We start from the raw sequence: 23443 nt of genomic DNA on the forward strand, positions 1-23443 counted from the left end.
CGCCTATCAAGCCAATAGCCAGCCTTGATTCGCCGCCAGCATTGACCGGGCCTATTCTTCCTATATGTGTTCAACATGGATCGAGGATCAGCATCATGGGCAAACGTCACCCCAACCTTCCCGCCTGGCAATGGCGAGCATACCCGAACAATCATCAGCACCCGACCAATCTGGTGTTGCACCTGATCGCGGTGCCGCTGTTCATTGTCGCGGCCCTGCTGATTGTGTCCGGGGTGTTCAGCCTGACCCTTTCGAACATCGCCATCGGCGTGATCGGCGTGATTGCAGCGCTGGCCTTGCAACGCCACGGCCACAGCCTGGAAACGCAAGCCGCCGAGCCGTTCAGTGACCGCAAGGATGCGATATCGCGCTTGTTGGTCGAGCAGTTCCTGACGTTTCCACGGTTCTTTCTCAGCGGTGGCTGGTGGCGCGCCTGGCGTGAACGCCACCGCCGTCGCTGATCAGGCGAACACCGTCACCGTTTGCCGGCTCATGGCAATCAAGCGGCCATCCGCGCTCCACATTTTTGCAGCGGCATGCCCGTAACCGTCGGCGGCGTGCTCGGTCTCAACGAGGTATTTGCACCAGTCCAGGGTGTTCAATTCCAGTAACGGCTGCACGAACTCGATGGTCCAGGTCAGCGTGCTGCCCATCGCTGGTTTCTTCAAAAACGGCATCAGGGCCGGCGGCCAGGCGTCCACCAGCGCGAGGATATGCGCCTCGCTGATGGCCTCTTCTTTTTCGCCGCCACGCAAGCGTACCCAACCGCCCATTTTCCGGGATGTGCTGCCGCTGAACGGCAACCCGCCGACACTCCAGCGCATCGCCAGGTGCCGCATGAACTCAGGGATAACGCCTTCGATAAAAGGCAGTTCCTGGCACTCGTCCCAGTGTTTCATTTCAGGTGCCGGTTCAGCGGCTACCGCCACTTCCGAGGGGCGTGAGGCGCCAAAACTGCCCTGGATCAAGGTCACCACCTGCCCCTTCTGCATCACCCGGCCCAGCACCTGGCTGACCGCCTTGCCTTCGCGCAATACGTCGACTTCAAAACTGACCGGAACCTCGGGTTCGACCGGCCCGACAAAGGTGATTGCCAGCGAGCGCACCGGACGATCCGCCGGCACCCGGGCTCGCATGGCTTCGTACTGCAAAGCCGCCACCAGGCCACCAAAACTGGCGCGCCCCTGGGCCCATGAGGCCGGGATAGACAGGTCCATCGGCTGGCTACGGACCGCGTCAAGTAGTTCGCAAAAGCGCATGAAAACCTCAGGGATCGAAAAAAGATGAAGGGATCTTACCCAGCCGGAGAGGGCTATACAGCACCCATTCCGGCCAATTTGACTGACAGATGAGCCGCACAGGTTCCATGTCGAACATAAAAACCCTGTGGGAGCGGGCTTGCTCGCGAAGAGGTCATCAGCTTAAGCATTGATGCTGACTGACACACCGCCTTCGCGAGCAAGCCCGCTCCCACAATGGATCTGGGGAGGTCTCAGGATTTGAAGCAGGCCTTGCTGAGTTTTTCCAGTACCCGGTCCGCACGGCTTTCAGCCTCGGCCATGGTGGCTTCCCACACGGCAACACAGGGCCGTAAATCCGCTTCCCGTTCAGCCATGGCCAGCCATTGCACGCAATCGTGCCAGTCGCCAAGCGCACCCTGGGCCGATTTCAACCGGGGCATGGCCGCTTTCGGCAAACGATCCAGTTCAGGGTAAGCATCGATGCCATAGCGCACGCGCTTGATCAGCAGGCGCAGCCGATGACGGTCGTGGGTCGGGTCGTGCAGTGCCTCGTCGAGTTTTTCCCATTGTTTGCCCAGACGCTTTTCGATGCGCTTGCGCAAGCCCTTGAGCAATCCCTGGCGTTGGGCGGCGCGCAGAAAACGCGGAAATGCATCGAGAACGATCAGCAACTGCGCAAGTTCAGGGCTGGCCGCCACGGCCGGGTAGGCCTCGGCCATCTGCGCCATGCGCTGCTGTGCGGCCAGGGGTTGATGGTGCTGGAGCAGGTACGCCGCCAGCACTTCGCGATCACGTAATGGCGTGGTCAGATCGCCCACCCGCGAGGCGGCCGCTTCCAGTTGCTCGACGCCGGGCAATCCGCGCAAAGGTCGCAACAGGCTGCGCAACCGACGCATGGTGGTGCGCAGATCGTGTAACGCCTCAGGGTCTGTACGCGCTTTCAAGCGGGCCTGACAGGCCAGCAGACGAATCTCCAGGCCCAGAACACGAGCCACCAACCGATCGATCATGGGGGTTTACTCCGTAAAACAGTGCCATGCGTTACCTATAGGAGCTGGCTTGCCAGCGATGGCGATATCAGGCCACGGTAACATTCGAGAGCCTATCGCCGGCAAGCCGGCTCCTACAGGAGTAGCAGTGTTTTCAACGCCCCGCACGCGACTCACGAATGTAGAAACGGGCCTTCTCGGCCTTGTTGGTGCAGCCCTCGAACCCCTCGAATTGCTGCTGGGTCTTGGCCGCGGTCAACAGCGACAAGGCCTTGGAGTAGCTGACGGTCCCGGCGAAACCCTCGGCTTTGGCCAGGTCCAGTTCATGCCATGCCGCATCCAGGTTACTACCGCAGCTGTCGCGGTAGGCGGTTTTACCGGCACAACCGGCGAGCGCCAGGGCAATCAATGGCACGCAGATCCAGGCTTTCATCACTCACTCCTCAAGAATAGGTCAACAGTCATGCAGGTAAGACGTTGTGGCACCTGAAAAGTGCCGTTGGTCCGCTGTGCAAACTATAGCGCTGACGAGAATAACCATGCGCCGCCATGGAGTGTCGAAAATACGACGCTCTTACCCCATCGAACGACCATGACGATTGAAGCGTGCCCCTCGATGGGTGCATTGTTGAACCATTCAAACGAGGGCGATTCATGAAAAAGCGTGTCGCACTGGTATTGGGCTCGGGTGGAGCCCGGGGTTATGCACATATTGGGGTCATCGAAGAGATCGAACGGCGCGGCTATGACATTGCCTGTATCGCCGGCTGCTCCATGGGCGCGGTGGTGGGCGGGATCTACGCCGCCGGCAAACTCAATGAATACCGCGACTGGATCGAGAGCCTGGACTATCTCGACGTGTTGCGTCTGGTTGACGTCAGTTTTCGTCTGGGGGCGATTCGTGGCGAAAAGGTATTCGGGCAGATCCGCAAGATCGTCGGCGAGATCAACATCGAAGACTTGCGCATCCCCTATACCGCCGTCGCCGCCGACCTGACCAACCAGCAGGAAATCTGGTTCCAGGAAGGCTGCCTGCACCAGGCCATGCGCGCCTCGGCAGCGATTCCCAGCCTGTTTACCCCGGTGATGCAAGGCAACCGCATGCTGGTCGATGGCGGCATTCTCAACCCGCTGCCGATCGTGCCCGTGGTGTCGAGCCATTGCGATTTGATCATCGCGGTCAACCTCAACTCCACCAACCAGCGCCACTATCAACTGCCGGTCATCCAGCGTCCCGCCGCCTTCAAGACCCGCTTCGACAGCCTGATCAACTCCCTCGGCTCGAAGCTGCCGTTCCGCCGTAAACAGGCCGAGCAATTGCTGATCCTGGAGCGGGAAGCCCTGAGGGCTGAAGGCGCGGATCTCAATCCGTGGATCGAATCCGCCGAGCCCGAAGCGCAGCAACCCGCGGCCGCTCCGGAAGCCAGCGGCGCACCCCGCTCGGCCACCGGTTCGTTCATCATCGACAACGTCGGGCCGGCGTCCCTGCTGGATTTGATCAACCAGAGTTTCGAGGTAATGCAGACGTCGCTGGCGCAGTACAAGATTGCCGGGTACCCACCAGACATCCTGATCAACGTGCCCAAGCGCGTGTGCCGGTTTTTCGAGTTCTACAAGGCGCCGGAGCTGATCGCATTGGGCAGGGAGATTGCGCGGGATACGCTGGATCGCTATGAAAGTGAGCAGAACTGAGCGTCTGAAAATTCTCGGGTGACTATCCGGGCCTCTTCGCGAGCAAGTCCGCTCCCACAATGACCGCGTCGGTCACACGAACCCTGTGGGAGCGGGCTTGCTCGCGAAAGCGCCAGATCAGTTACCAAAAAACTTCAAAACTACTCACTCAACAACCGATACCCCACCCCCGCCTCGGTCACGATGAACCTGGGTTGGGTCGGGTCATCCGCCAGTTTCTGGCGCAAGTGCCCGACCACGATACGTAGGTAATGAGTGTCTTCCGTGTGCGTCGGCCCCCAGATGTCCTTGAGCAATTGCTGCTGGGTGATCACCCGCCCGGGGTGCCGCGCCAGTTGCGCCAGCACGGCGTACTCCTTGCGAGTCAGGGCGACTTCGGCACCGTCGAGCAGCACCCGGCGATACGCCAGGTCGACCGTCAACGGGCCGAAACTCAGCGCCGCTGGCTGGCTTTCCCCCACGGGCGCCTGGCGCAACAACGCACGAATCCGCGCCAGGAACTCCTGAATGCCGAACGGCTTGGTCACGTAGTCATTGGCACCGCCATCCAGGGCTTCGACTTTCTGCCCTTCACTGGCGCGCACCGAGAGCACCAATACCGGCGCCGTCGACCACTCGCGAAACTCACGCAAGACCTGCTGGCCGTCCATGTCCGGCAAGCCGAGGTCGAGCACCAGCAAGTCCGGTTTGTTCAACGCGGCTTGCGCCAACCCTTCGTTGCCGGTGCCGGCCTCCAGCACTTTGTAGCCTTGGGAGGCGAGGCTGATGCGCAGGAACTTGCGGATCTGCGGTTCGTCGTCAATGACCAGGATGGTCGCGGTCTGGCTCATGAATTCACATCAACACTGATAAGTGGCAAGAGAGTAGCGCAAGCAGGATCAGGCTTCACCTTCGTATCCCGGCTGAGCCTGTAGCGGCAGGTGCAACGTGATGCAGGTGCCGCGCCCCTCGATGCCGTCGGCGACGCTGATGCGCCCGCCATGGGCACCGACCATGCCCTGACAGATCGCCAACCCCAATCCGGTTCCCTGCCCGCCACGATCACCCCGGGCCGCGGTGTAGAACATGTCGAAGATCTTCGCCCGCTCCTCCTCTGGAATCCCCGGGCCCTCATCGCTGACCGAGAAAAACAGCTCACTGTCATCGGCCCCGGCGCGCAATTGCAAACGCCCGCGGGGTGGCGAAAACCGCGCGGCGTTTTCCATCACGTTGATCAGTGCCTGTTCGATCAGTGCAGCGTGGACGAACAGCAGCGGCAAATCCGCCGGTACTTCGGTGCTGACCTGCAGCGACACGAGTACCGCGCGCAAGCGATTGAGCGCACTGCCGACGATATCGGCCGGCGACACCCAGTCCCGCGCCAGCTTCAGGGCACCGTGACCGAGCCGGGTCATGTCGAGCAGATTCTGGATATAACGATCAAGACGCTCGGCTTCATCGCGGGTGCCTTCGAGCAGTTCGCGGCGATCCTCCAGCGGGATCGCTTCACCCAGGGCCAACAGGCTGTCGATACTGCCGCGCATGGACGTCAGCGGTGTGCGCAAATCGTGGGACACCGAAGCCAGCAAGGCACTGCGCAACTGCTCGGTTTCGCCGTGCAGCCGCGCCGCTTCCAAATCGTCGGCCAGTTGCGCCCGGGCCAGCGCCTGGGCCAGTGGCTGACTCAGCGCGGTCAACAAGCGACGGCGCTGGCCGCTTAGGGTCTGACCTTCCCTGGCGCATACGCCGAGTAACGCCAGCGGACCGTCCTCCACCGATAACGGCCACCACCACCAGCGGCCGAACGGCAAGGTGCCGGTGCCCGCGCCCGCCGGTTGATCGTGCTGCCAGGCCCAATCGGCGGCGGCGCGTTCGGCTTCGGTGAACTCCAGCGGGCCACCGGTTTCGACTTTCCAGCCGTTTTGCCCGTCGCGATTGAGCAGGCACAGTTGCACGTCGCTCCAACCGTTGAGGTGTTGGGCGGCCGCGCTGACCACGGCCTGGCGATCGGTGGCGGCGGTGAGTTTGCGTGACAGGTCGAGCAGTTCAGTGGTCTCTTCCTGGGTGTCGCGCAGGGCCTGCAATTGCCGGCGCTGACGCGCCGCGAGATTGCCGGTGAGGGCCGCCATCAGCAGGAAGAACAGCAAGGTCAGCACGTCTTCTTCGCGCTGGATGCTGAAAGAGAAATTCGGCGGAATGAACAGAAAGTCATAGGTCAGAAACGACAGCGCCGCACAGGCCAGCGCCGGTCCGAGACTGCTGCGCACCGCCACCAGCAGCACAGCGGCAAGGAACACCAGCGAGATGTTCGGCAGCGGCAGTACACTCGCCACGGCCCAGGCCAGGGCACTGGCCAGAACCGTCGCGACCACCGCCAACACGTAGTCGAACCAGATCAGCGACTGCATTGAGCGTTGATGGAGTTGATGCTGTTGGTGATCACTATCGAGAACGTTGATTTCCAGTCCGCGCGCATTGCGCAGCAGCCGCGCCGCCAGCCCGCCACCGAACAGACGCCGGCGCAAGCGCGGCCGGGACTGGCCGACCAGCACCAGGCTGGCACGCCGTTCGGCGGCATGCTGGATCAGGGTTTTCGCCACCTCACCGGCGCGCAGCAACACCACTTCGCCGCCGAGGCGTTCGGCCAGTTGCTGGGCGCTTTGCAGGCGCAGGCGCGACTGCTCGTCACGCACGCTGCCGTTGTCCACATGCACCAGGCTCCAGGGCAGGTGCCGCCGTTGGGCCACGCGACTGGCATGGCGTACCAGGCGTTCGGCCTGGGCATCGCCGTCCACCCCTACCAGCAATCGCCCGCGTACGGCCGGCGCCGCTTGCCCCAACTGACGATACCCTTGGGCGAGATCGTTATCGACCTGAGCCGCCGCGGTTTGCATCGCCAGTTCGCGCAGGGCCGTGAGGTTGGTCTGGGAGAAGAACGCATCGATGGCCGCCCGCGCCTGCTCAGGCACATAGACCTTGCCATCGCGCAAACGCTCGAGCAGCTCCCGTGGCGGCAAGTCGATCAGCAGCAGTTCGTAGGCTTCCTGCAACACCCAGTCCGGCAGGGTTTCGCGGACCTGCACGCCAGTGATGCCACGCACCTGGTCGTTGAGGCTTTCCAGATGCTGGACGTTGACCGTGGTGTACACGTCAATGCCGGCGGCGAGCAGCTCCTGAATATCCTGCCAGCGCTTTTCGTGACGGCTGTCGGGGGCGTTGGTGTGCGCCAGTTCGTCGACCAGCACCAGTTTTGGTTTGGCGACAAGCAGACCGTCGAGGTCCATTTCTTCGAGCAACACGCCACGGTACTCCGAGCGTACCAATGGCTGCTGCGGCAAGCCGCCGAGCAGGGCTTCGGTTTCGGCCCGGCCATGGGTTTCGACGACACCGGCGATGACTTTCACCCCCTGGCGCAATTGGGTGTGGGCTGCTTGCAACATGGCGTAGGTCTTGCCGACACCCGGCGCGGCACCGAGAAACACTTTGAGCCGGCCACGGCCATCGCGGGGCAGGTCTGCTAACAGCGCGTCGGCGCGGCCGGAGTTGCTCATGCTTGAGGCTCTCTTTTTTCTTGATGGAAATGGGTGACGGTTCTACCGCCTTCGCGAGCAAGCCCGCTCCCACATAAGATCTTCAGTGGCCACAAGTTGTGTGTACGACACCTATCCAGTGTGGGAGCGGGCTTGCTCGCGAATGGCAGCGCCACGCACCTAAAGTTTTTCCAGCGCCAGATTCAACTCAAGCACATTCACCACCGGCGGGCCTACCAACGGCTGCTCGATATGCGCGTCCAGCAGTTGTTGCAGTGTCGCTACCGGCAGGTTGCGCGCCGCCGCGACACGCGCCAGTTGATAGGCAATCGCCGCCGGTGGCAAGTGCGGATCGAGACCGCTACCGGAGGTAGTGACCAGCGCCAATGGCACCGGTCCCTGACCGGGCACCAACTGTTTGGTGGCATCGTCGATCACCCGCGTCGCCAGCGCCGGGTTGCTCGGCGACAGGTTGCTGGCACTACTCGACACGGTGGCAAAGGCACCGGCCGAAGGGCGCGGATGGAACCAGGCGTCGCCGACGAAATCCTGGGCGATCAGCGATGAGCCGCGGACCTTGCCCTCGGCATCACGCACCAGGCTGCCGTTGGCCTGATACGGGAACGCGACCTGGGCCACGCCAGTGACCACCAGTGGATAGGCAACGCCGGTAATCAGCGTCATCAGGACCAGCAGGCTCAGGGCCGGGCGTATCAATGTGGACATCTCAAAATCCTCGAATTCGGTGAAAACAAACACATTACCTGTGGCGAGGGAGCTTGCTCCCGTTCGGCTGCGAAGCAGTCGTCATCCTGGTGATTGCGGTATGCCTGAACAAATGTGGCGTGTGGGGTGGGGCTGCTTTGCAGCCCCACCACAGCTACCTATCGCTAAACCAGATGCAACGCCGTCAACAGCATGTCGATCGCCTTGATGCCCACGAACGGCACCAGGATCCCGCCCAGGCCGTAGATCAGCAGATTGCGTCGCAGCAACGCCGCCGCACTCGCCGCCTGTACGCGCACTCCGCGCAATGCCAAGGGGATCAGCACCACAATGATCAAGGCGTTGAATACGATCGCCGAGAGAATCGCGCTCTGCGGACTGCTCAGGTGCATTACGTTGAGCACGCCCAGTTGCGGGTAGATCGCGGCGAACAGCGCTGGCAGGATCGCGAAGTACTTGGCCACGTCGTTGGCGATCGAAAAGGTCGTCAGCGCACCGCGGGTGACCAGCAACTCCTTGCCGATCTGCACCACGTCCAGCAGCTTGGTCGGGTCGCTGTCGAGGTCGACCATGTTCGCCGCTTCACGTGCCGCTTGCGTACCGTCGTTCATCGCCATGCCGACGTCCGCCTGGGCCAGGGCCGGGGCGTCGTTGGCGCCGTCGCCGCACATGGCGACCAGGCGACCGTCGTTTTGCTCGTGACGAATGCGCGCCAGTTTTTTCTCCGGCGTGGCTTCGGCCAGCACATCGTCCACCCCTGCTTCAGCGGCGATGGCAGCGGCGGTCAACGGGTTGTCGCCGGTAACCATGACGGTGCGGATCCCCAGCTTGCGCAGCTCGGCGAAACGCTCGCGGATGCCGGGCTTGACCACGTCCTTGAGGTGAATCGCGCCGAGCAACTTGCCGTCGGCACACACCAGCAATGGGGTGCCGCCGCTTTGGGCGATCTTGTCGATTTCACGCGACAAGGCCGGTGCCAGGTCAGCGCGTGTCAGGCCGACGAAGGCCAGCAACGAGTCCACCGCGCCTTTGCGGTACACCCGGCCCTGATAGTCGACACCGGACAAGCGGGTTTCGGCACTGAATGGCACGGCGGTCAGCACGTCAGCGGACGGTTCCGGTTGCGGATGGGTGCCACGCAGGTACTCGACGATCGACTTGCCTTCAGCCGTGTCGTCGGCGAGTGAAGCCAGCAATGCGCCTTCGGCCAGTTCCCTGGCTGTCACACCCGGGGCGGCATACACCGCCGAGCAACGACGGTTACCGAAGGTGATGGTGCCGGTCTTGTCGAGCAACAGGACATGCACGTCCCCCGCCGCTTCCACCGCACGGCCGGACTTGGCGATCACGTTCAGGCGCACCAGTCGATCCATCCCGGCGATACCGATGGCCGACAGCAAACCGCCGATGGTGGTCGGAATCAGCGTGACCAACAGCGCCACCAGGAACACCAGCGGCAAGCTGCCGTTGGCGAAGTGGGCGAACGGTTGCAGGGTGACGACCACCAGCAGGAAGATCAGGGTCAGGCCGATCAGCAGGATGTCGAGCGCCACTTCGTTCGGGGTTTTCTGGCGCTTGGCGCCTTCGACCAGGGCGATCATGCGGTCCAGGGTCGACTCGCCAGGGTTGGCGGTGATTTTCACCAGCAACCAGTCGGACACCAGCCGTGTGTTGCCGGTCACCGCCGAGCGGTCGCCGCCGGACTCGCGAATCACCGGCGCCGATTCACCGGTAATCGCTGCTTCGTTGACCGCCGCAATGCCTTCGATCACTTCGCCGTCACCGGGGATCATCTCCCCTGCTTCGACGCGCACCATGTCACCTTTGCGCAGGCTGGTGGCGGGCACCACCTGGAAGCTGCCGTTGCTGGTTTTGCGCCGGGCACTCAAGCCCTCGCTGCCGGCCTTGAGGCTGTCGGCGCGGGCCTTGCCGCGACCTTCAGCCAAGGCCTCGGCGAAGTTGGCGAACAGCACGGTGAACCACAACCACACGGCGATTTGCGCGGCGACGAAGGTCGGCACCGCCGTGTCGGGAATGAAACACAACACGGTGGTCAGGATTGCGGTCAGTTCGACCACCAGCATCACCGGCGCACGCTGCAATTGCCGTGGGTCGAGCTTGACGAAGGCTTGCACCAGCGCCGGGCGCCACAGGGCCGAGATCGCGGTTTTCGGTTGTTCCGGTGCCTTGACGGCGACGGTTTTGGTTACGGGCATATTCATCATTGATTCCTCAGCTCCTTATTCAAAAGGCAGCCATGCTCAGGTGTTCAGCGATAGGACCCAGTGCCAAGGTCGGCAGGAAGGTCAGGCCACCCACCAGCAAAATGGTCACGGTCAGCAGGGTGACAAACAACGGGCCGTGGGTCGGGAAGCTGTTCTGCCCGATCGGCGCGGTTTTCTTCATCGCCAGGCTGCCGGCCAATGCAAGGACTGGGAGGATGTAGCCGAAGCGACCGATCAACATGCCCAGGCCCAGCATCAGGTTGTGGAACGGTGTGTTGGCACCGAAGCCACCGAACGCGGAGCCGTTGTTGGCACTGGCCGAGGTGTAGGCGTAGAGCAACTGACTGAAACCGTGGGGCCCGGGGTTGCTGACGGCGGCTACCGGGCCAGGCAGGCTGGCGGCGATCGCGCCGAGTACCAGTACGCCAATCGGCATGACCATCAGGGTCACCACCAGCAATTGGACTTCTTTGGCCTGCAGCTTCTTGCCGAGGTATTCCGGGGTGCGGCCGATCATCAGGCCGGCGAGGAACACCGCGATCAGCACGTTGAGCAACATGCCGTAGAGCCCGGCACCGACGCCGCCGAAGATCACTTCACCGACCATCATGTTGACCAGCGCGACCATGCCGCTCAGCGGATTGAGGCTGTCGTGCATGCCGTTCACCGAACCGTTGGACGCGGCCGTGGTGGTCACCGACCACAGCACCGTTGCAGTGGTGCCAAAGCGCGCTTCCTTGCCTTCCAGTGGCGCGGTCTGTTCGACAGCGGCATTGTTCAATGAAGGGTTCGGCTGGTACTCGGCCCACAACGAAGTCGCACCGCCGATCAGGAACAGCGCCAGCATGCAGGCGATGATTGCGCGGCTCTGACGCAAGTCCTTCACGTAATGGCCGAAGGTGAAGACCAGCGCGACGGGGATCAGAATGATCGAGGTCACTTCGAACAGGTTGCTCCACGCCGTCGGGTTCTCGAACGGATGCGCCGAGTTCACGCCGAAGAAACCACCGCCGTTGGTGCCCAGTTGCTTGATCGCAATCTGACTGGCAGCCGGCCCCAGCGGAATCACTTGGTCAACACCCTGCATCGTCACCGCATTCACGTACTGCGCGAAGGTCTGCGGCACGCCCTGCCAGACCAGGTACAGCGCCAGCAGCAGGCACAGCGGCAGCAGGCCGTAGAGGGTGGCGCGGGTCATGTCGACCCAGAAGTTGCCAAGCGATGCGCTCGATTTGCGAGCGATGCCACGGCACAGCGCAACCAGAACCGCCAGGCCGGTGGCGGCGCTGACGAAGTTCTGCACGGTGAGGCCGACCATCTGGCTCAGGTAGCTCAGGGACGCTTCGCCGCTGTAGGCCTGCCAGTTGGTATTGGTCATGAAGCTGACGGCGGTGTTAAACGCCAGCGTCCATTCCTGCCCCGGCAGGTTTTGCGGGTTCAGCGGCAGGTGGTCCTGGAACACCAGGATCGCGAACAGCAGCAGGAAACCCGCGAGGTTGAAGGCGAGCAAGGCCAGCGTGTACTTCTGCCAGCTCTGTTCGACCTGCGGATCGACGCCGGCCAGACGATAACAACCGCGTTCGACCGGGCCGAGAACAGGCGTCAGCCAGGTGCGCTGTCCTTCCATCACCTTGTAGTAGAAGCGCCCGAGAAACGGCGCAGGGACCAATACCAGGGCGAAAAACCCGAGGATCAGCCAATAGTCATAACTGTGCATAGCCGCTCCTAGTTCCGGTCCGCGCGCAACAGCGCAACCAACAGATAAATGAACAGCCCCACTGCCAGCAGCAGTGACACTCCGTCCAGAACGCTCATGGAAGTTCTCCGTGTTACGGCGTATTGCCGCGTGTGGAGTCATTGTCGGAAAGGAGGCTGTAAAGGAACGAGACCGAGGGTGCGCGCGGGGCATAAAGAAAGCGTAAAGAGTGGGTTTACGCCGGGGTTACAGGGTGCGCGAGCGAGCTCCAGAGCGGAAAACACCCGCAGTGCCTTACCTGGAACTCTAAATTGTGCGCCGGAGTAGTGAGTGAAGGCGGCAAGTCATGGATAATCCAACCTGATCGGCGCGACGCAACCCAATGGGGTCAAGAACTCTTGCACCTCCCCGCTCGCGCCTGCAAGCTACCGCCATTCGCATTACTGAAAAAAAGGCTGGCCCAACGTGCGTATCCTTATTACCGGCGGAGCCGGTTTCATAGGCTCGGCCCTTGTTCGCGAGCTGATCCAACACACCGGGCATGAAGTGCTCAACCTGGACAAACTGACGTATGCCGGCAATCTCGAATCGCTGACCAGCATTGCCAACGACACTCGCTACGAGTTCGTTCAGGCCGATATTGTTGACCAGGCGACCGTCAGTGCCGTGCTGGCGCGTTTCCAGCCGCACGCGATCATGCACCTGGCAGCGGAGTCCCACGTCGATCGCTCCATCGACGGGCCATCGGAATTCATCCAGACCAACATCGTCGGCACCTACAGCCTGCTCGAGGCCGCCCGCGGCTATTGGCAAACCCTGTCGGAACCCGAGAGAAGCGCCTTCCGCTTTCATCACATTTCCACCGACGAGGTCTACGGCGACCTGCACGGGGTCGACGACCTGTTTACGGAAACCACGCCCTACGCGCCGAGCTCGCCCTACTCCGCCAGCAAGGCAGCGTCCGACCATCTGGTCCGCGCCTGGCAGCGAACCTATGGCCTGCCGGTGCTGCTGACCAATTGCTCGAACAATTACGGGCCGTTCCACTTCCCGGAGAAACTGATTCCGCTGGTCATCCTCAATGCCTTGGCCGGCAAACCTCTGCCTGTGTATGGCAATGGCCTGCAAGTGCGCGACTGGCTGTTCGTCGAAGATCACGCCCGGGCACTGCTCAAGGTGGTGACCACCGGCACCGTCGGCGAGACCTACAACATCGGCGGGCACAACGAACAAAAGAACATCGACGTGGTGCGCGGCATCTGCGCCCTGCTTGAAGAGCTGGCACCGCACAAACCTGAGGGCGTTGCGCATTACGCCGACCTGATCACGTTTGTCCAGGATCGTCCTGGTCATGACCTGCGCTATGCAATCGATGCCGGCAAGATTGAACGCGAACTGGGCTGGGTGCCCGAAGAGACCTTCGAAACCGGCCTGCGCAAAACCGTTCAATGGTACCTGGATAACATGGAGTGGTGCCGCCGCGTCCAGGACGGCAGCTATCAAGGTGAACGCCTTGGCGCCATCAATCCCAAGGAGCTGCTCGCATGATGAAAGGCATCGTTTTGGCGGGTGGCTCGGGCACGCGCCTGCACCCGATTACGCTCGGCGTGTCGAAACAGCTGTTGCCGGTCTACGACAAGCCCATGATCTACTATCCGATCTCGGTTCTGATGCTGGCCGGCATCAAGGATATCCTGCTGATCTCCACCCCGCAGGACCTGCCGCAGTATCGCAACCTGCTGGGTGACGGCAGCCAGTTCGGGGTGAATTTCAGCTTTGCCGAGCAACCTTCACCGGACGGTCTGGCCCAGGCTTTCCTGATTGGCGAAGCGTTCATCGGCGATGACCCTGTGTGCCTGATCCTGGGCGACAACATCTTCCACGGTCAGCACTTTGGCGAGCAACTGCAGAGCGCGGCACAACGCTCCTCCGGTGCCACCGTGTTCGGTTACTGGGTCAAGGATCCCGAGCGCTTCGGCGTCATCGATTTCGACAGCGAAGGCCGTGCGCTTTCGATCGAAGAAAAACCGAAAAAGCCGAAATCCAGTTATGCCGTTACCGGCCTGTATTTCTACGACAACGATGTGATCGAAATCGCCAAGGCGGTGAAACCTTCGCCGCGCGGCGAACTGGAAATCACCGACGTCAACAATGCCTATCTGCAACGTGGCGATCTGCAGGTCGAGCGTTTTGGTCGAGGCTTCGCCTGGCTCGACACCGGCACCCACGACAGCTTGCTCGAAGCCTCTCAATACGTGCAAACCATCGAACACCGCCAAGGCCTCAAAGTCGCCTGTCTCGAAGAGATAGCCTATGAAAATGGCTGGATCGACCGAGATCAGTTGCTCGAACGCGCCCGGTACTTCGGCAAGACCGGATATGGCCAGTACCTGGCCAAACTGGCAGGGGAAGAGCAATGATCCTGTACGGGCCCGGCTTGCCTGGTAACGAGACTGGACTGTTCCGGTGAAAATACTCATCAATGGCCGGCACGGTCAGGTTTCACATGAATTGCAACGGCGACTGGGGGCGGTCGGCGAACTGATCGTATTGGGTCGTGACCAACTCGATCTCGCGCAACCCGATCAGATCCGCCGTCAGGTGCAAACCGTCCGGCCTGATCTGATCATCAACGCCGCGGCCCATACGGCGGTTGATCTGGCAGAAAGCGAGCCGCAATCCGCCTTTGCCATTAACGCCGTAGCTCCCGGCATTCTTGCCGAAGAAGCGTTGGCTCTCGACATTCCGTTGATCCATTACTCCACGGACTATGTGTTCGACGGGACCAAAGCCGCGCCTTACAACGAGGACGACACGCCCAACCCGCTTGGGGTGTATGGCAAGAGCAAGCTGGCCGGTGAGCAGGCCATCAGGGACATGCAAGGTAAACACCTGATCCTGCGTACCAGTTGGGTCTATTCAACTCATGGCCGTAATTTTCTGCTGACGATGCAACGTTTGCTGCAAGAGAAAGCGGAGTTACGTGTAGTCGCCGATCAAATCGGCGCACCTACCTGGGCCGGCACAATCGCCAACAGCACCCTTGCCTTGATTGAACACTGGCAGGCGAACGAAGTGGCCAACTGGGGTACTTATCACCTCAGCGCACAAGGTGAGACCTCCTGGTTCGGCTTCGCCCAGGCGATCGGCGAAGCACTGAGACAACAGGGCAAGCCTTGCGCCGACCTGTTTGCGATCCCGTCCAGCGACTACCCCACACCCGCCGCCAGGCCGCTCAACTCGCGACTCGATTGCAGTCGCTTGCAGCGCGACTGGGGCGTCAGCCAACCGGACTGGCAAACAGCGCTGCGCGAATGCCTGACTGAACAATCCTGAGCACCAACCGCTGCCCGCACCGGTGTCGGGTAGCGGGCATGCGGATTTGCTCGCGAAAGCGGCACTTGCCGCAACGGCGCCCCTGACTGACGCACAAAGTTCGCGCATCCAGTAGCGAACATCCCCGATACGACAGCTTTCCCGCCATTACGACGTACTATCGCAAAATGGCACGTCCGCTGCACAGCCCTCCCCTGAGCTTTCCAAACCACTCAGGGAGCAATCGCATGAACACACAACTCAAACCCACGCTGGGCACATTGCATCTGTGGGGCATCGCGGTCGGGCTGGTGATTTCCGGGGAGTATTTCGGCTGGAGTTATGGCTGGGGCGTGGCCGGGACTTTGGGCTTCCTGGTGACCTCGTTCATGGTCGCCACCATGTACACCTGTTTCATCTTCAGTTTCACCGAACTGACCACCGCCATTCCTCACGCCGGTGGCCCCTTTGCCTACAGCCGTCGAGCCTTTGGCGAAAAAGGCGGATTGATCGCCGGGTTGGCGACCTTGATCGAATTCGTCTTCGCTCCACCCGCGATTGCCCTGGCCATCGGTGCCTACCTCAATGTCCAGTTTCCAGCCCTGGACCCGAAACACGCGGCAGTCGGTGCCTACATCGTGTTCATGGGCCTCAACATCCTCGGCGTGAAACTGGCGGCGACCTTCGAGCTGGTGGTCTGCGTGTTGGCGGTCGCTGAATTGCTGGTGTTCATGGGCGTGGTCGCTCCGGCCTTCAGCTTCAGCAACTTCGCGCTCAATGGCTGGGCCGGCTCCGACGTGTTCGGTGCTCCGGCGATTGCCGGGATGTTCGCGGCGATCCCCTTTGCCATCTGGTTCTTCCTCGCCATTGAAGGCGCAGCCATGGCCGCCGAAGAAGCCAAGGACCCGAAACGCACGATTCCCAAGGCCTACATCAGCGGTATCTTGACCCTGGTGTTGCTGGCGATGGGTGTGATGTTTTTCGCCGGTGGCGTCGGCGACTGGCGCACCCTGTCGAACATCAACGACCCGCTGCCGCAAGCGATGAAGACCGTGGTAGGCGAAAGCTCGGGCTGGCTGCACATGCTGGTGTGGATCGGCCTGTTCGGCCTGGTAGCGAGTTTCCACGGGATCATCCTCGGCTACTCGCGGCAGTTCTTCGCCCTCGCCCGGGCCGGTTACCTGCCGGCGTCCCTGGCCAGATTGTCGCGTTTTCAAACCCCGCACCGGGCGATCATCGCCGGCGGTGTCATCGGCATCGCTGCCATCTACAGCGACGGTCTGATCAACCTCGGCGGCATGACGCTGACCGCCGCGATGATCACCATGGCCGTGTTCGGCGCCATCGTGATGTACATCATGAGCATGCTCAGCCTGTTCAAACTGCGTAAAACCGAGCCAAACCTGGAGCGCACCTTCCGCGCCCCCTGCTACCCGCTGGTGCCGTTCATTGCATTGATGCTGGCGGTGGTGTGCCTGATTGCGATGGCCTGGTTCAACACCTTGATCGGCCTGATCTTCCTGGGCTTCATGGCGGCTGGTTTCGTGTACTTCACGCTCACCGCGCAATTGCGCGCCGACGCACCGGCGGATGCGATGCTGACCGGACTTTGAAAGCGTTCGAGTGGACCTTGAACAACAGGCATAGAATGAGGATGAAAGCGATGGAACTGCGATAAAACCCCATCACTCAAAGTGGTATGCACGATCGGTTGGCGAACCCTCGCCGAACCGCCTGCTTTTCAAGGAGAGTCCTATGCCCTGGTATGCCTGGTTGATTCTGGTCGTTGCCATCGGCTCGATCGTTGGTGGTCTGATGATGCTGCGCGACACCGCCAACAAGGTCGAACTGACCGAAGAGCAACGTAAGCGCGTCGCCGAACGCAATGCGGAAATGGACGCCAAGGAAGCGCAGGACCGCTGAATGAAAACCCCGCCTGCAACGGCGGGGTTTATTTTTTGCGTGAAAACTGCCTGAAATCATGCGGCTTTGTACCGATATCGAAGCATCTGCATGTTCTTTAGAAGTAGAAGTACAGTCACCATGCAATTTTCATTGGTTAATATGGGCCGCATTGATGCGGAGATATCAGATGCGTTACTCGCAGGACCATAAAGCCCAGACCCACCAACGCATTATCAAGGAAGCTTCAGCGCGATTTCGACGCGACGGTATCGGCGCGACCGGGCTGCAACCCCTGATGAAAGCGCTGGGCTTGACCCACGGTGGCTTTTATTCGCACTTCAAGTCCAAAGACGAACTGGTAGAAAAAGCCTTGCAAGAGGCTGGCGTACAAGTCGACGGGTTGTGCGCGCAAATCTTCGCCGAGGAACACCCACTCGAAACCTTCATCGACACCTATCTGTCCGAATGGCATCAAACCTCCCCCCACGAAGGCTGTCCGCTGCCAACCATTTCCTCGGAACTGGGCCTGCGTGGTCAACCGAGCCCAACCAGCGACGTCGTGCTCCAGGCGCGACTCGATCAGATCCGCAACACCCTTGACGGCGAAGGCACCCCAAACCGCAGCATCGTCATCATGTCGACGCTGGTCGGCGCCTTGCTGTTATCGCGCAGCGTTGCAGACGCCGAATTTGCCCAAAGGATTCTCGACGTCGCACGCGAACATCTCAAACACTCACAGGATTAACCCTGCCAACGCTTGAACAGCACACTGGCATTGACCCCGCCAAATCCGAAGCCGTTGGACAACGCGTATTCGATGGCCATCGGCCGCGCGCTACCATGAACGATGTCGACACCTTCAGAGGCAGGGTCCGGGTTCTCGAAATTGAGCGTCGCCGGCACGATCTGGTCGCGGATCGCCAGCAGCGTAAAGATCGCTTCAAGTCCACCCGCTGCACCGAGCAAATGCCCGGTCGCCGACTTGGTCGAAGTCACAGCGATACCATTTTGCGCGCCGAACAATGCCTTGATCGCCGCCAGTTCCCCCAGATCCCCCACCGGAGTCGAGGTTGCATGAGCATTCAGATGCTGGACCTGAGCCGGTGAAACACCGGCCTGCGCCAATGCCAACGACATCGCTCGCCGCGCACCGCTGCCATCCTCCGGGCCGGCGGTCAGGTGATAGGCATCGGCGCTGGTGCCGTAGCCGACCAGCTCCGCCAGTGGTTGAGCGCCGCGAGCCAGCGCATGGTCCAGAGACTCGATGACCAGCAGCCCGGCCCCTTCCCCCATGACAAAACCGTCGCGGCCGCTGTCGAAAGGTCGCGAAGCGCGCTCGGGCGTTTCGTTGTAGCCGCTGGACAAGGCGCGAGCCGCCGCGAACCCGGCAAGGCTGACCCGATCGATCGCCGCTTCCGCACCACCGCACACCGCGATATCCGCCTCACCGACGCGAATCAGCCGCGCCGCGTCGCCAATCGCCTGAACCCCGGCAGCGCATGCCGTGACCGGCGCGCCTAGAGGCCCCTTGAAGCCATGCTGGATCGACACATGACCTGCCGCAAGATTGACCAGAAATGAAGGAATAGTGAATGGAGACAAACGTCTCGGGCCACGGCTATCGGTGGTACGCACCGCGTCGGCAATCGCGCCGAAACCACCCACGCCTGAACCGATGATGGTAGCCGTACGCTCCTGGGCATTGGCGTCCAGCGCTTGCCAGCCGGCTTGCTCCAGTGCCTGACGTGCGGCCTCCATGGCGAACAGGATGAAGCGGTCCATCTTCTTCTGTTCCTTGGGCGGGGTTGCCCGATCGGGGTCGAAACCCGCCTGCGGATCATCAGCCAGCGTCGGCACCGCACCGCCGACCTTGGCCGGCAGATCGGCAACCACCTCATCCGGCAGATTGCGCAGCCCGGAACGCCCGGCCAGCAGCCGCTCCCAGACAACCTCAACACCACTGCCCAGCGGCGACACCAGGCCCATGCCCGTTACAACCACACGACGATCTTTCATACCACACACACCTCGAGCCAATTGATGGCGCTTACCGATAACGTTCAGCGGCTTTGCTTTTGGAAAGGTTAGGCGCCATCACAAGGCGCGCCGCCACGAACGCATCCCAATCCGCCGCATCGGGCAACGAAGGAATGGTGATCAATTCACCCTGATCAAGCCCCGACAATGCAGCATCGACCATCTCACCCGCCTCCATCACCATGTCCGCGGGAATCTGCGACGCATCGATGCCTGAGCGCTCCCAGATCTCGGTTCGCGTCACGCCGGGCAGCACCGCCTGGATCTTCACCCCGGTACCATCCAGTTCGGCGTTCAACGATTGAGTCAGGCTCAACACATAGGCCTTGCTGGCGCTGTAAGTCGCGTTGAAACGCTCGGGAAACAATGCCACCACCGAGGCAATATTGATAATCGTGCCGCGCCCGGCCTTGGTAAAACTGGCTGCAGCCGCCGAGGCCAACCGCGTGACAGCGGTGATGTTCAACTGAATCATTCGCTCCATCTGATCGGTATCGGCATTGGCCAATAACCCGTCCGCCGCTATGCCGGCGTTGTTGAGCAACAGACTGATACTTGAATCGCTGCGCAGCCGCTGCTCGAGCTGCAGCACGTCGGCTTTTTGGGTCAGATCCGCCTTCAGCACTTCAACCTTGACCCCATATTCCGAGCGTAGCTTGCTCGCCGCCGCTTCCAGTCGCTGCTCATCGCGAGCCACCAGCAACAAATCAAAACCACGGGCTGCCAACCGCTCAGCGTAAACCGCCCCGATACCGGAAGAAGCGCCGGTGACGAGGGCCGTACCTTGGGACTGAACTGAATTCATGACGGTGCTCCTGAAGGATGCTGAAAGACGCCTGACGCCAAAGCACTTCGGCGCAAGCGGTTTTTATTATAGTCATAATTCAAATAAAACATGATAGACGTAATTTATTTTTCCCGAGAAACGGTCGGCTCTCCTCGGTGGCCCGGCCAGAATGAGAGTAGACCCTGAACGAACACGAAACAGCACCGAGCCCAGGCGATGGAGTGAACGGTATTGCGGGCCGACCGATAAGGGATGGGGTGGATGAACAGAGCGCTTTCAACGGTAACCGAGGGACAGGAGTCGCATGCTTCGAACCCGTCCCTGAAGGTATCGAAGCGACGCCTGATCCGCCTGCGCTCGTATCTGCGAGCCTTTCTCACCCTTGCTGTTTGGTATCAAATGCAGGAAAATCCAAAAAAATTTAACCAGATGTAAATTTTTCCAACCTGGATGACGATTATTTTCCAGATACACTTTGGAGCGTCTGTCCAAACTTTCAGAGCGCGTGATGAACATTCCAGTAAATACAATTAATACCCCCGGACACGAAGTTGCTGAAGTAAAGGAGCTTATTGGTAGCCTCTGGAGCCAACGGGCGATTGTTTTACTGTTTACTGCACTGACTGTTACTGCCTCTATTGCTTATGCCCTATTGGCAACACCGGAATATGAAGTTGAAACTACTGTTCGACCTGTTCCACTGGCCGACCTGGACGAGCTAAATGAGTCCGGACTTTACAAAATCCTGCCAAATGACGCACTGAATAACATCGGCTCGTCAATGCAGTCTTATGATGTCCGCCTGAAGTTCTTCCAGGCCAACCCACAGTTCCTTGCACCATTGCAGGCACCTGGGCAATCCATTGAAGAAACATTTGAGAAGTTCAACGAAAAAGCATTTTCGCTTGAAAAAATCGACCCTAAAAAAAGCTCCAGCCTTACCGAAGCCGTTGGCCTTAGTCTCAGATACCCTCAGGGTGTAGATGGTGTAGGCATCTTGAAAGCCTTTACCGACTTCGTCGTTAAAGTCGAAAAAGAAAAAGCTGCCGCGAACCTGAAAACACTGGTTGCCAACCGTATCGACAACGTAGAAAAGAAGCTGGAGTCAAAAAAATCCGTCTATGAGGCGGAAAAAGACTCAAAAATTGCCCACTTGCTGGAAAAAGACAAGTTAAAGAAACAAACACTTCAAGACGAACTCAAAGCACTGCGTCAACAACTGCAAAGCCGCAGACAAAACCGCATCAAAGAGCTTGATGAAGCGATCGTCATCGCCAAGAAACTCGGCATTGTAAAACCCACCACGCCCTCGGCACTGGGAGATGGAGAGCAGGCACATCAGGGCAACATGATCCGCACGGAAGTCAACAATCAGAAAATACCGCTGTACTTCCTGGGACAGGCGGCACTGGAAGCAGAACGCGCCACCTTGGTAGCTCGTACTTCCGATGACTTCACCGAGCCGCGCATTGATGATATTCAAAAAGAACTCAGCCTGCTGGCTACAAACCGTGAAGCGGCACTGCTCAAGGAGCGGGATCATCCTGAGTTGTTTCTCAAGGAGTTTGCAGATATTAGCGGAGAGTTGACTCACCTGAAACAGCTGAGTGTAAACTTCGATCAATTCAACCTGGTTCAAGTTGATAAAGATGCGACAGCACCTCAAGCGCCTATAAAACCGAAGAAAGCCCTGATCGTTGGATTTGGTCTGATCTTTGGATTCATTCTCGGCGTGGGTGTCGCGATTCTTCGTCGCGCCCTGCTTTCAATGCATACATCTCGTCGTTAATTGTCGATAGCTGCGCTTGCTCTGCAAGCGCAGCCAAACTTGAGCTATCGCTTCAGTGCCTGCCTTTATCGCCTCAAAAACCAACATCGCTTGTTAAACGACCCAACTAGTCGAATACGCGATACACAAAAAATGGTTAACGACCGACAACTTATTTGCGCAGCGTCTCTGGTGGAGTGATCGCTTGATCATTCCCACTCAACCAGACATTGACGTTCTCGACGCTTTCTTGCGACAACTTTCCAGCCCAGCGATTCAGGATAAACAGGTTGGTTATAAAGTCGTACTGAGTCTTGAGCAGATCGCGACGTGCCGTGAACTCGTTCTGCACCGCCGTCAATACATCCACGGCATTGACCACGCCGTAGGTGAATGCCTTCTCTGCTGCAATGCGCGACTGCTCGGCCGACGCCAGTGCATTGCGATTGGCATGAATCTTTTCCACGCTTGAGTCTGCAGTCAAATACGCGTTAGTCGTTTCCTTGACCACCTGACGACGTGTCGCCACCAATTGCTGTTCCGCGGTGAGTTGATCCTGATACAACTGCCTTACCCGCGCGGACGTCGCGCCACCGCTATAGATCGGAATCTGTACCCCTACACCCGCGACATAGCTGTCGGTCTGCGGCGCCAACGAATTGTTGTAACCCTCGTTGGTCTGTTGTGCGCTCAGGTTCAGATTGACCGTAGGATAGTGCCCGCCCTTACCGGCGCGCAGGGCAGCCTCGGCAGCCTCCTGAGCGTTTTCACTGGCCTTGATTGCCGGATTATCAGCGATCGCCAAATTTACCCAACTCTCCAGGCTTTCGGCGGACACCCTCAATTCGACGTCATTACGCACACGGCTCAGCTTCTCCTTGACCGGCCGTCCGATAATTTCCGACAACGCAACACGGCTCAGACTGGACTGGTTACGCGCATCGACTTCCTGGGCAGCCAACGAATCGACTCGAGCCTGTAGATCCAGCAGATCGGTAACCATCGCCAGTTGTTTGCTGTAAAGCGCACTGACCCTGTCGAGGTTTTTCTGGGTAGCCCTGCGTTCGGCCTGCACCAATTCAAGTTCATCATCGGCAGCCAGTGCAGCGAAGTAACGCTGCGCAAGATCCACCGTGGCCTCGGCCTGAGCCTCCTTTGATTCGGAGTCCGCCTGCTTTGCCAGGCTTTTGAAGTGCTGGTAGTTTTCCCAGGCAGCCTTGTTATACAAAGGCTGGGTCAACCCCACCGAATAATTGCGGCTGTTGAAGGCCTCGTCGATCTGAAGGTTGGTCTGCTTGATCCGGTTGAAACCGGCGTTAGCCGTCACCGAGGGCAACAGACTGCCAAATGCCTGGTTTTGCTGTTCGACCCCGGATTGAGCCTTGGAGTAAGAAGCGAGCACCCGAGGATCTTCCAGGCGTGACTCGCGATACAACTGCATCAAGTCAACCGAGTAATTCTGTTTACTGACCGAAGCCGTAGGCGGTGTCGTGATGGAGGAGCGGGCGATGGGCGCTTCGGTCGCGTGGACAGGCAATGCCATCGAACCCAAC

General features: G+C 60.0%; 21 protein-coding genes. 9 read left to right on the top strand and 12 right to left on the bottom strand.

Annotation, left to right across the window (positions count from 1 at the left end; all coding sequences use genetic code 11):
• Window positions 1-95: 95 nt before the first annotated feature.
• Window positions 96-461, top strand: coding sequence for an Mpo1-like protein (locus QMK54_RS22955; protein ID WP_320401400.1), 366 nt, complete (start codon window positions 96-98; stop codon window positions 459-461).
• Here the strand turns inward: QMK54_RS22955 and QMK54_RS22960 are convergent, their stop codons facing one another.
• From QMK54_RS22960 to QMK54_RS22970, 3 genes are all read right to left on the bottom strand, one after another.
• Window positions 462-1259 carry a thioesterase family protein gene (locus tag QMK54_RS22960; protein ID WP_320401401.1) on the bottom strand — a complete coding sequence of 266 codons (798 nt, stop codon included), beginning with the start codon at window positions 1257-1259 and terminating at the stop codon, window positions 462-464. It lies immediately after the preceding gene.
• A 233-nt stretch (window positions 1260-1492) separates the two neighbouring features.
• Window positions 1493-2251, bottom strand: a complete 759-nt coding sequence (locus QMK54_RS22965; protein ID WP_110659382.1) for a CHAD domain-containing protein — start codon at window positions 2249-2251, stop codon at window positions 1493-1495.
• Between the two features lie 133 nt (window positions 2252-2384).
• On the bottom strand, window positions 2385-2663 hold the full coding sequence (locus tag QMK54_RS22970; protein ID WP_103396971.1) for a hypothetical protein: 279 nt from the start codon (window positions 2661-2663) through the stop codon (window positions 2385-2387).
• A gap of 221 nt (window positions 2664-2884) precedes the next feature.
• Here QMK54_RS22970 and QMK54_RS22975 point away from each other — a divergent pair, with 221 nt between their 5' ends.
• Window positions 2885-3922, top strand: coding sequence for a patatin-like phospholipase family protein (locus tag QMK54_RS22975; RefSeq protein WP_110659381.1), 1038 nt, complete (start codon window positions 2885-2887; stop codon window positions 3920-3922).
• A 140-nt stretch (window positions 3923-4062) separates the two neighbouring features.
• On the opposite strand, the gene QMK54_RS22980 is transcribed toward QMK54_RS22975, so the two are convergent.
• From QMK54_RS22980 to kdpF, 6 genes are all read right to left on the bottom strand, one after another.
• Window positions 4063-4752, bottom strand: coding sequence for a response regulator (locus QMK54_RS22980; RefSeq protein ID WP_110663279.1), 690 nt, complete (start codon window positions 4750-4752; stop codon window positions 4063-4065).
• Between the two features lie 48 nt (window positions 4753-4800).
• The gene (locus QMK54_RS22985; RefSeq protein WP_320401402.1) at window positions 4801-7452 is read right to left on the bottom strand and encodes a sensor histidine kinase KdpD; all 2652 of its coding nucleotides are present in this window, start codon (window positions 7450-7452) and stop codon (window positions 4801-4803) included.
• A 159-nt stretch (window positions 7453-7611) separates the two neighbouring features.
• A complete protein-coding gene (gene kdpC / locus QMK54_RS22990) occupies window positions 7612-8157 on the bottom strand; it encodes a potassium-transporting ATPase subunit KdpC (protein WP_320401403.1) in 546 nt (181 codons plus the stop codon).
• Window positions 8158-8321: 164 nt separating this feature from the next.
• Window positions 8322-10379 carry a potassium-transporting ATPase subunit KdpB gene (kdpB, locus tag QMK54_RS22995; protein WP_110660162.1) on the bottom strand — a complete coding sequence of 686 codons (2058 nt, stop codon included), beginning with the start codon at window positions 10377-10379 and terminating at the stop codon, window positions 8322-8324.
• A gap of 22 nt (window positions 10380-10401) precedes the next feature.
• A complete protein-coding gene (gene kdpA, locus QMK54_RS23000) occupies window positions 10402-12099 on the bottom strand; it encodes a potassium-transporting ATPase subunit KdpA (RefSeq protein WP_320401404.1) in 1698 nt (565 codons plus the stop codon).
• Between the two features lie 8 nt (window positions 12100-12107).
• Entirely contained in the window at window positions 12108-12197 is a 90-nt protein-coding gene (kdpF, locus tag QMK54_RS23005; protein WP_007899818.1) for a K(+)-transporting ATPase subunit F, read from the bottom strand.
• Window positions 12198-12543: 346 nt separating this feature from the next.
• Between kdpF and rfbB the strand changes: the two genes are divergently transcribed.
• The 6 genes from rfbB to QMK54_RS23035 all read left to right on the top strand — a co-directional run bounded on the left by rfbB (window position 12544) and on the right by QMK54_RS23035 (window position 18043).
• Window positions 12544-13626: a dTDP-glucose 4,6-dehydratase gene (rfbB, locus tag QMK54_RS23010; protein ID WP_223589577.1), complete on the top strand. Its 1083-nt coding sequence runs from the start codon at window positions 12544-12546 to the stop codon at window positions 13624-13626.
• A complete protein-coding gene (rfbA, locus tag QMK54_RS23015) occupies window positions 13623-14498 on the top strand; it encodes a glucose-1-phosphate thymidylyltransferase RfbA (RefSeq protein ID WP_223589580.1) in 876 nt (291 codons plus the stop codon). The genes rfbB and rfbA overlap by 4 nt, the downstream gene beginning before the upstream one ends.
• A gap of 46 nt (window positions 14499-14544) precedes the next feature.
• Window positions 14545-15414 carry a dTDP-4-dehydrorhamnose reductase gene (gene rfbD, locus QMK54_RS23020; RefSeq protein WP_320401405.1) on the top strand — a complete coding sequence of 290 codons (870 nt, stop codon included), beginning with the start codon at window positions 14545-14547 and terminating at the stop codon, window positions 15412-15414.
• A 227-nt stretch (window positions 15415-15641) separates the two neighbouring features.
• Window positions 15642-17006, top strand: coding sequence for an ethanolamine permease (gene eat / locus QMK54_RS23025; protein WP_223589584.1), 1365 nt, complete (start codon window positions 15642-15644; stop codon window positions 17004-17006).
• A gap of 142 nt (window positions 17007-17148) precedes the next feature.
• Window positions 17149-17316, top strand: coding sequence for a DUF2897 family protein (locus QMK54_RS23030; protein WP_079246726.1), 168 nt, complete (start codon window positions 17149-17151; stop codon window positions 17314-17316).
• A 169-nt stretch (window positions 17317-17485) separates the two neighbouring features.
• Window positions 17486-18043 carry a TetR/AcrR family transcriptional regulator gene (locus QMK54_RS23035; RefSeq protein ID WP_223589586.1) on the top strand — a complete coding sequence of 186 codons (558 nt, stop codon included), beginning with the start codon at window positions 17486-17488 and terminating at the stop codon, window positions 18041-18043.
• Here QMK54_RS23035 and fabF read toward each other — a convergent pair.
• Together fabF and QMK54_RS23045 are read right to left on the bottom strand one after the other, a co-directional pair.
• A complete protein-coding gene (fabF, locus tag QMK54_RS23040; protein WP_223589588.1) occupies window positions 18040-19314 on the bottom strand; it encodes a beta-ketoacyl-ACP synthase II in 1275 nt (424 codons plus the stop codon). The genes QMK54_RS23035 and fabF overlap by 4 nt on opposite strands.
• A gap of 31 nt (window positions 19315-19345) precedes the next feature.
• Window positions 19346-20140, bottom strand: coding sequence for an SDR family oxidoreductase (locus tag QMK54_RS23045; protein WP_320401406.1), 795 nt, complete (start codon window positions 20138-20140; stop codon window positions 19346-19348).
• A gap of 490 nt (window positions 20141-20630) precedes the next feature.
• Here QMK54_RS23045 and QMK54_RS23050 point away from each other — a divergent pair, with 490 nt between their 5' ends.
• The gene (locus QMK54_RS23050; protein WP_223589594.1) at window positions 20631-21911 is read left to right on the top strand and encodes a Wzz/FepE/Etk N-terminal domain-containing protein; all 1281 of its coding nucleotides are present in this window, start codon (window positions 20631-20633) and stop codon (window positions 21909-21911) included.
• A 151-nt stretch (window positions 21912-22062) separates the two neighbouring features.
• Here QMK54_RS23050 and QMK54_RS23055 read toward each other — a convergent pair whose 3' ends face one another.
• Entirely contained in the window at window positions 22063-23433 is a 1371-nt protein-coding gene (locus QMK54_RS23055) for a TolC family outer membrane protein (protein WP_223589624.1), read from the bottom strand.
• Window positions 23434-23443 lie beyond the last annotated feature (10 nt).

Origin of the sequence: Pseudomonas sp. P5_109 (assembly GCF_034009455.1) — a bacterium.
Lineage (GTDB): Bacteria > Pseudomonadota > Gammaproteobacteria > Pseudomonadales > Pseudomonadaceae > Aquipseudomonas.

Coding starts and splice junctions, on each gene's coding strand:
- QMK54_RS22955 (WP_320401400.1), top strand. CDS start 96: ATGGGCAAACGTCACCCCAACCTTCCCGCCTGGCAATGGCGAGCATAC.
- QMK54_RS22960 (WP_320401401.1), bottom strand. CDS start 1,259: ATGCGCTTTTGCGAACTACTTGACGCGGTCCGTAGCCAGCCGATGGAC.
- QMK54_RS22965 (WP_110659382.1), bottom strand. CDS start 2,251: ATGATCGATCGGTTGGTGGCTCGTGTTCTGGGCCTGGAGATTCGTCTG.
- QMK54_RS22970 (WP_103396971.1), bottom strand. CDS start 2,663: ATGAAAGCCTGGATCTGCGTGCCATTGATTGCCCTGGCGCTCGCCGGT.
- QMK54_RS22975 (WP_110659381.1), top strand. CDS start 2,885: ATGAAAAAGCGTGTCGCACTGGTATTGGGCTCGGGTGGAGCCCGGGGT.
- QMK54_RS22980 (WP_110663279.1), bottom strand. CDS start 4,752: ATGAGCCAGACCGCGACCATCCTGGTCATTGACGACGAACCGCAGATC.
- QMK54_RS22985 (WP_320401402.1), bottom strand. CDS start 7,452: ATGAGCAACTCCGGCCGCGCCGACGCGCTGTTAGCAGACCTGCCCCGC.
- kdpC (WP_320401403.1), bottom strand. CDS start 8,157: ATGTCCACATTGATACGCCCGGCCCTGAGCCTGCTGGTCCTGATGACG.
- kdpB (WP_110660162.1), bottom strand. CDS start 10,379: ATGAATATGCCCGTAACCAAAACCGTCGCCGTCAAGGCACCGGAACAA.
- kdpA (WP_320401404.1), bottom strand. CDS start 12,099: ATGCACAGTTATGACTATTGGCTGATCCTCGGGTTTTTCGCCCTGGTA.
- kdpF (WP_007899818.1), bottom strand. CDS start 12,197: ATGAGCGTTCTGGACGGAGTGTCACTGCTGCTGGCAGTGGGGCTGTTC.
- rfbA (WP_223589580.1), top strand. CDS start 13,623: ATGATGAAAGGCATCGTTTTGGCGGGTGGCTCGGGCACGCGCCTGCAC.
- eat (WP_223589584.1), top strand. CDS start 15,642: ATGAACACACAACTCAAACCCACGCTGGGCACATTGCATCTGTGGGGC.
- QMK54_RS23030 (WP_079246726.1), top strand. CDS start 17,149: ATGCCCTGGTATGCCTGGTTGATTCTGGTCGTTGCCATCGGCTCGATC.
- QMK54_RS23035 (WP_223589586.1), top strand. CDS start 17,486: ATGCGTTACTCGCAGGACCATAAAGCCCAGACCCACCAACGCATTATC.
- fabF (WP_223589588.1), bottom strand. CDS start 19,314: ATGAAAGATCGTCGTGTGGTTGTAACGGGCATGGGCCTGGTGTCGCCG.
- QMK54_RS23045 (WP_320401406.1), bottom strand. CDS start 20,140: ATGAATTCAGTTCAGTCCCAAGGTACGGCCCTCGTCACCGGCGCTTCT.
- QMK54_RS23050 (WP_223589594.1), top strand. CDS start 20,631: ATGAACATTCCAGTAAATACAATTAATACCCCCGGACACGAAGTTGCT.
- QMK54_RS23055 (WP_223589624.1), bottom strand. CDS start 23,433: ATGGCATTGCCTGTCCACGCGACCGAAGCGCCCATCGCCCGCTCCTCC.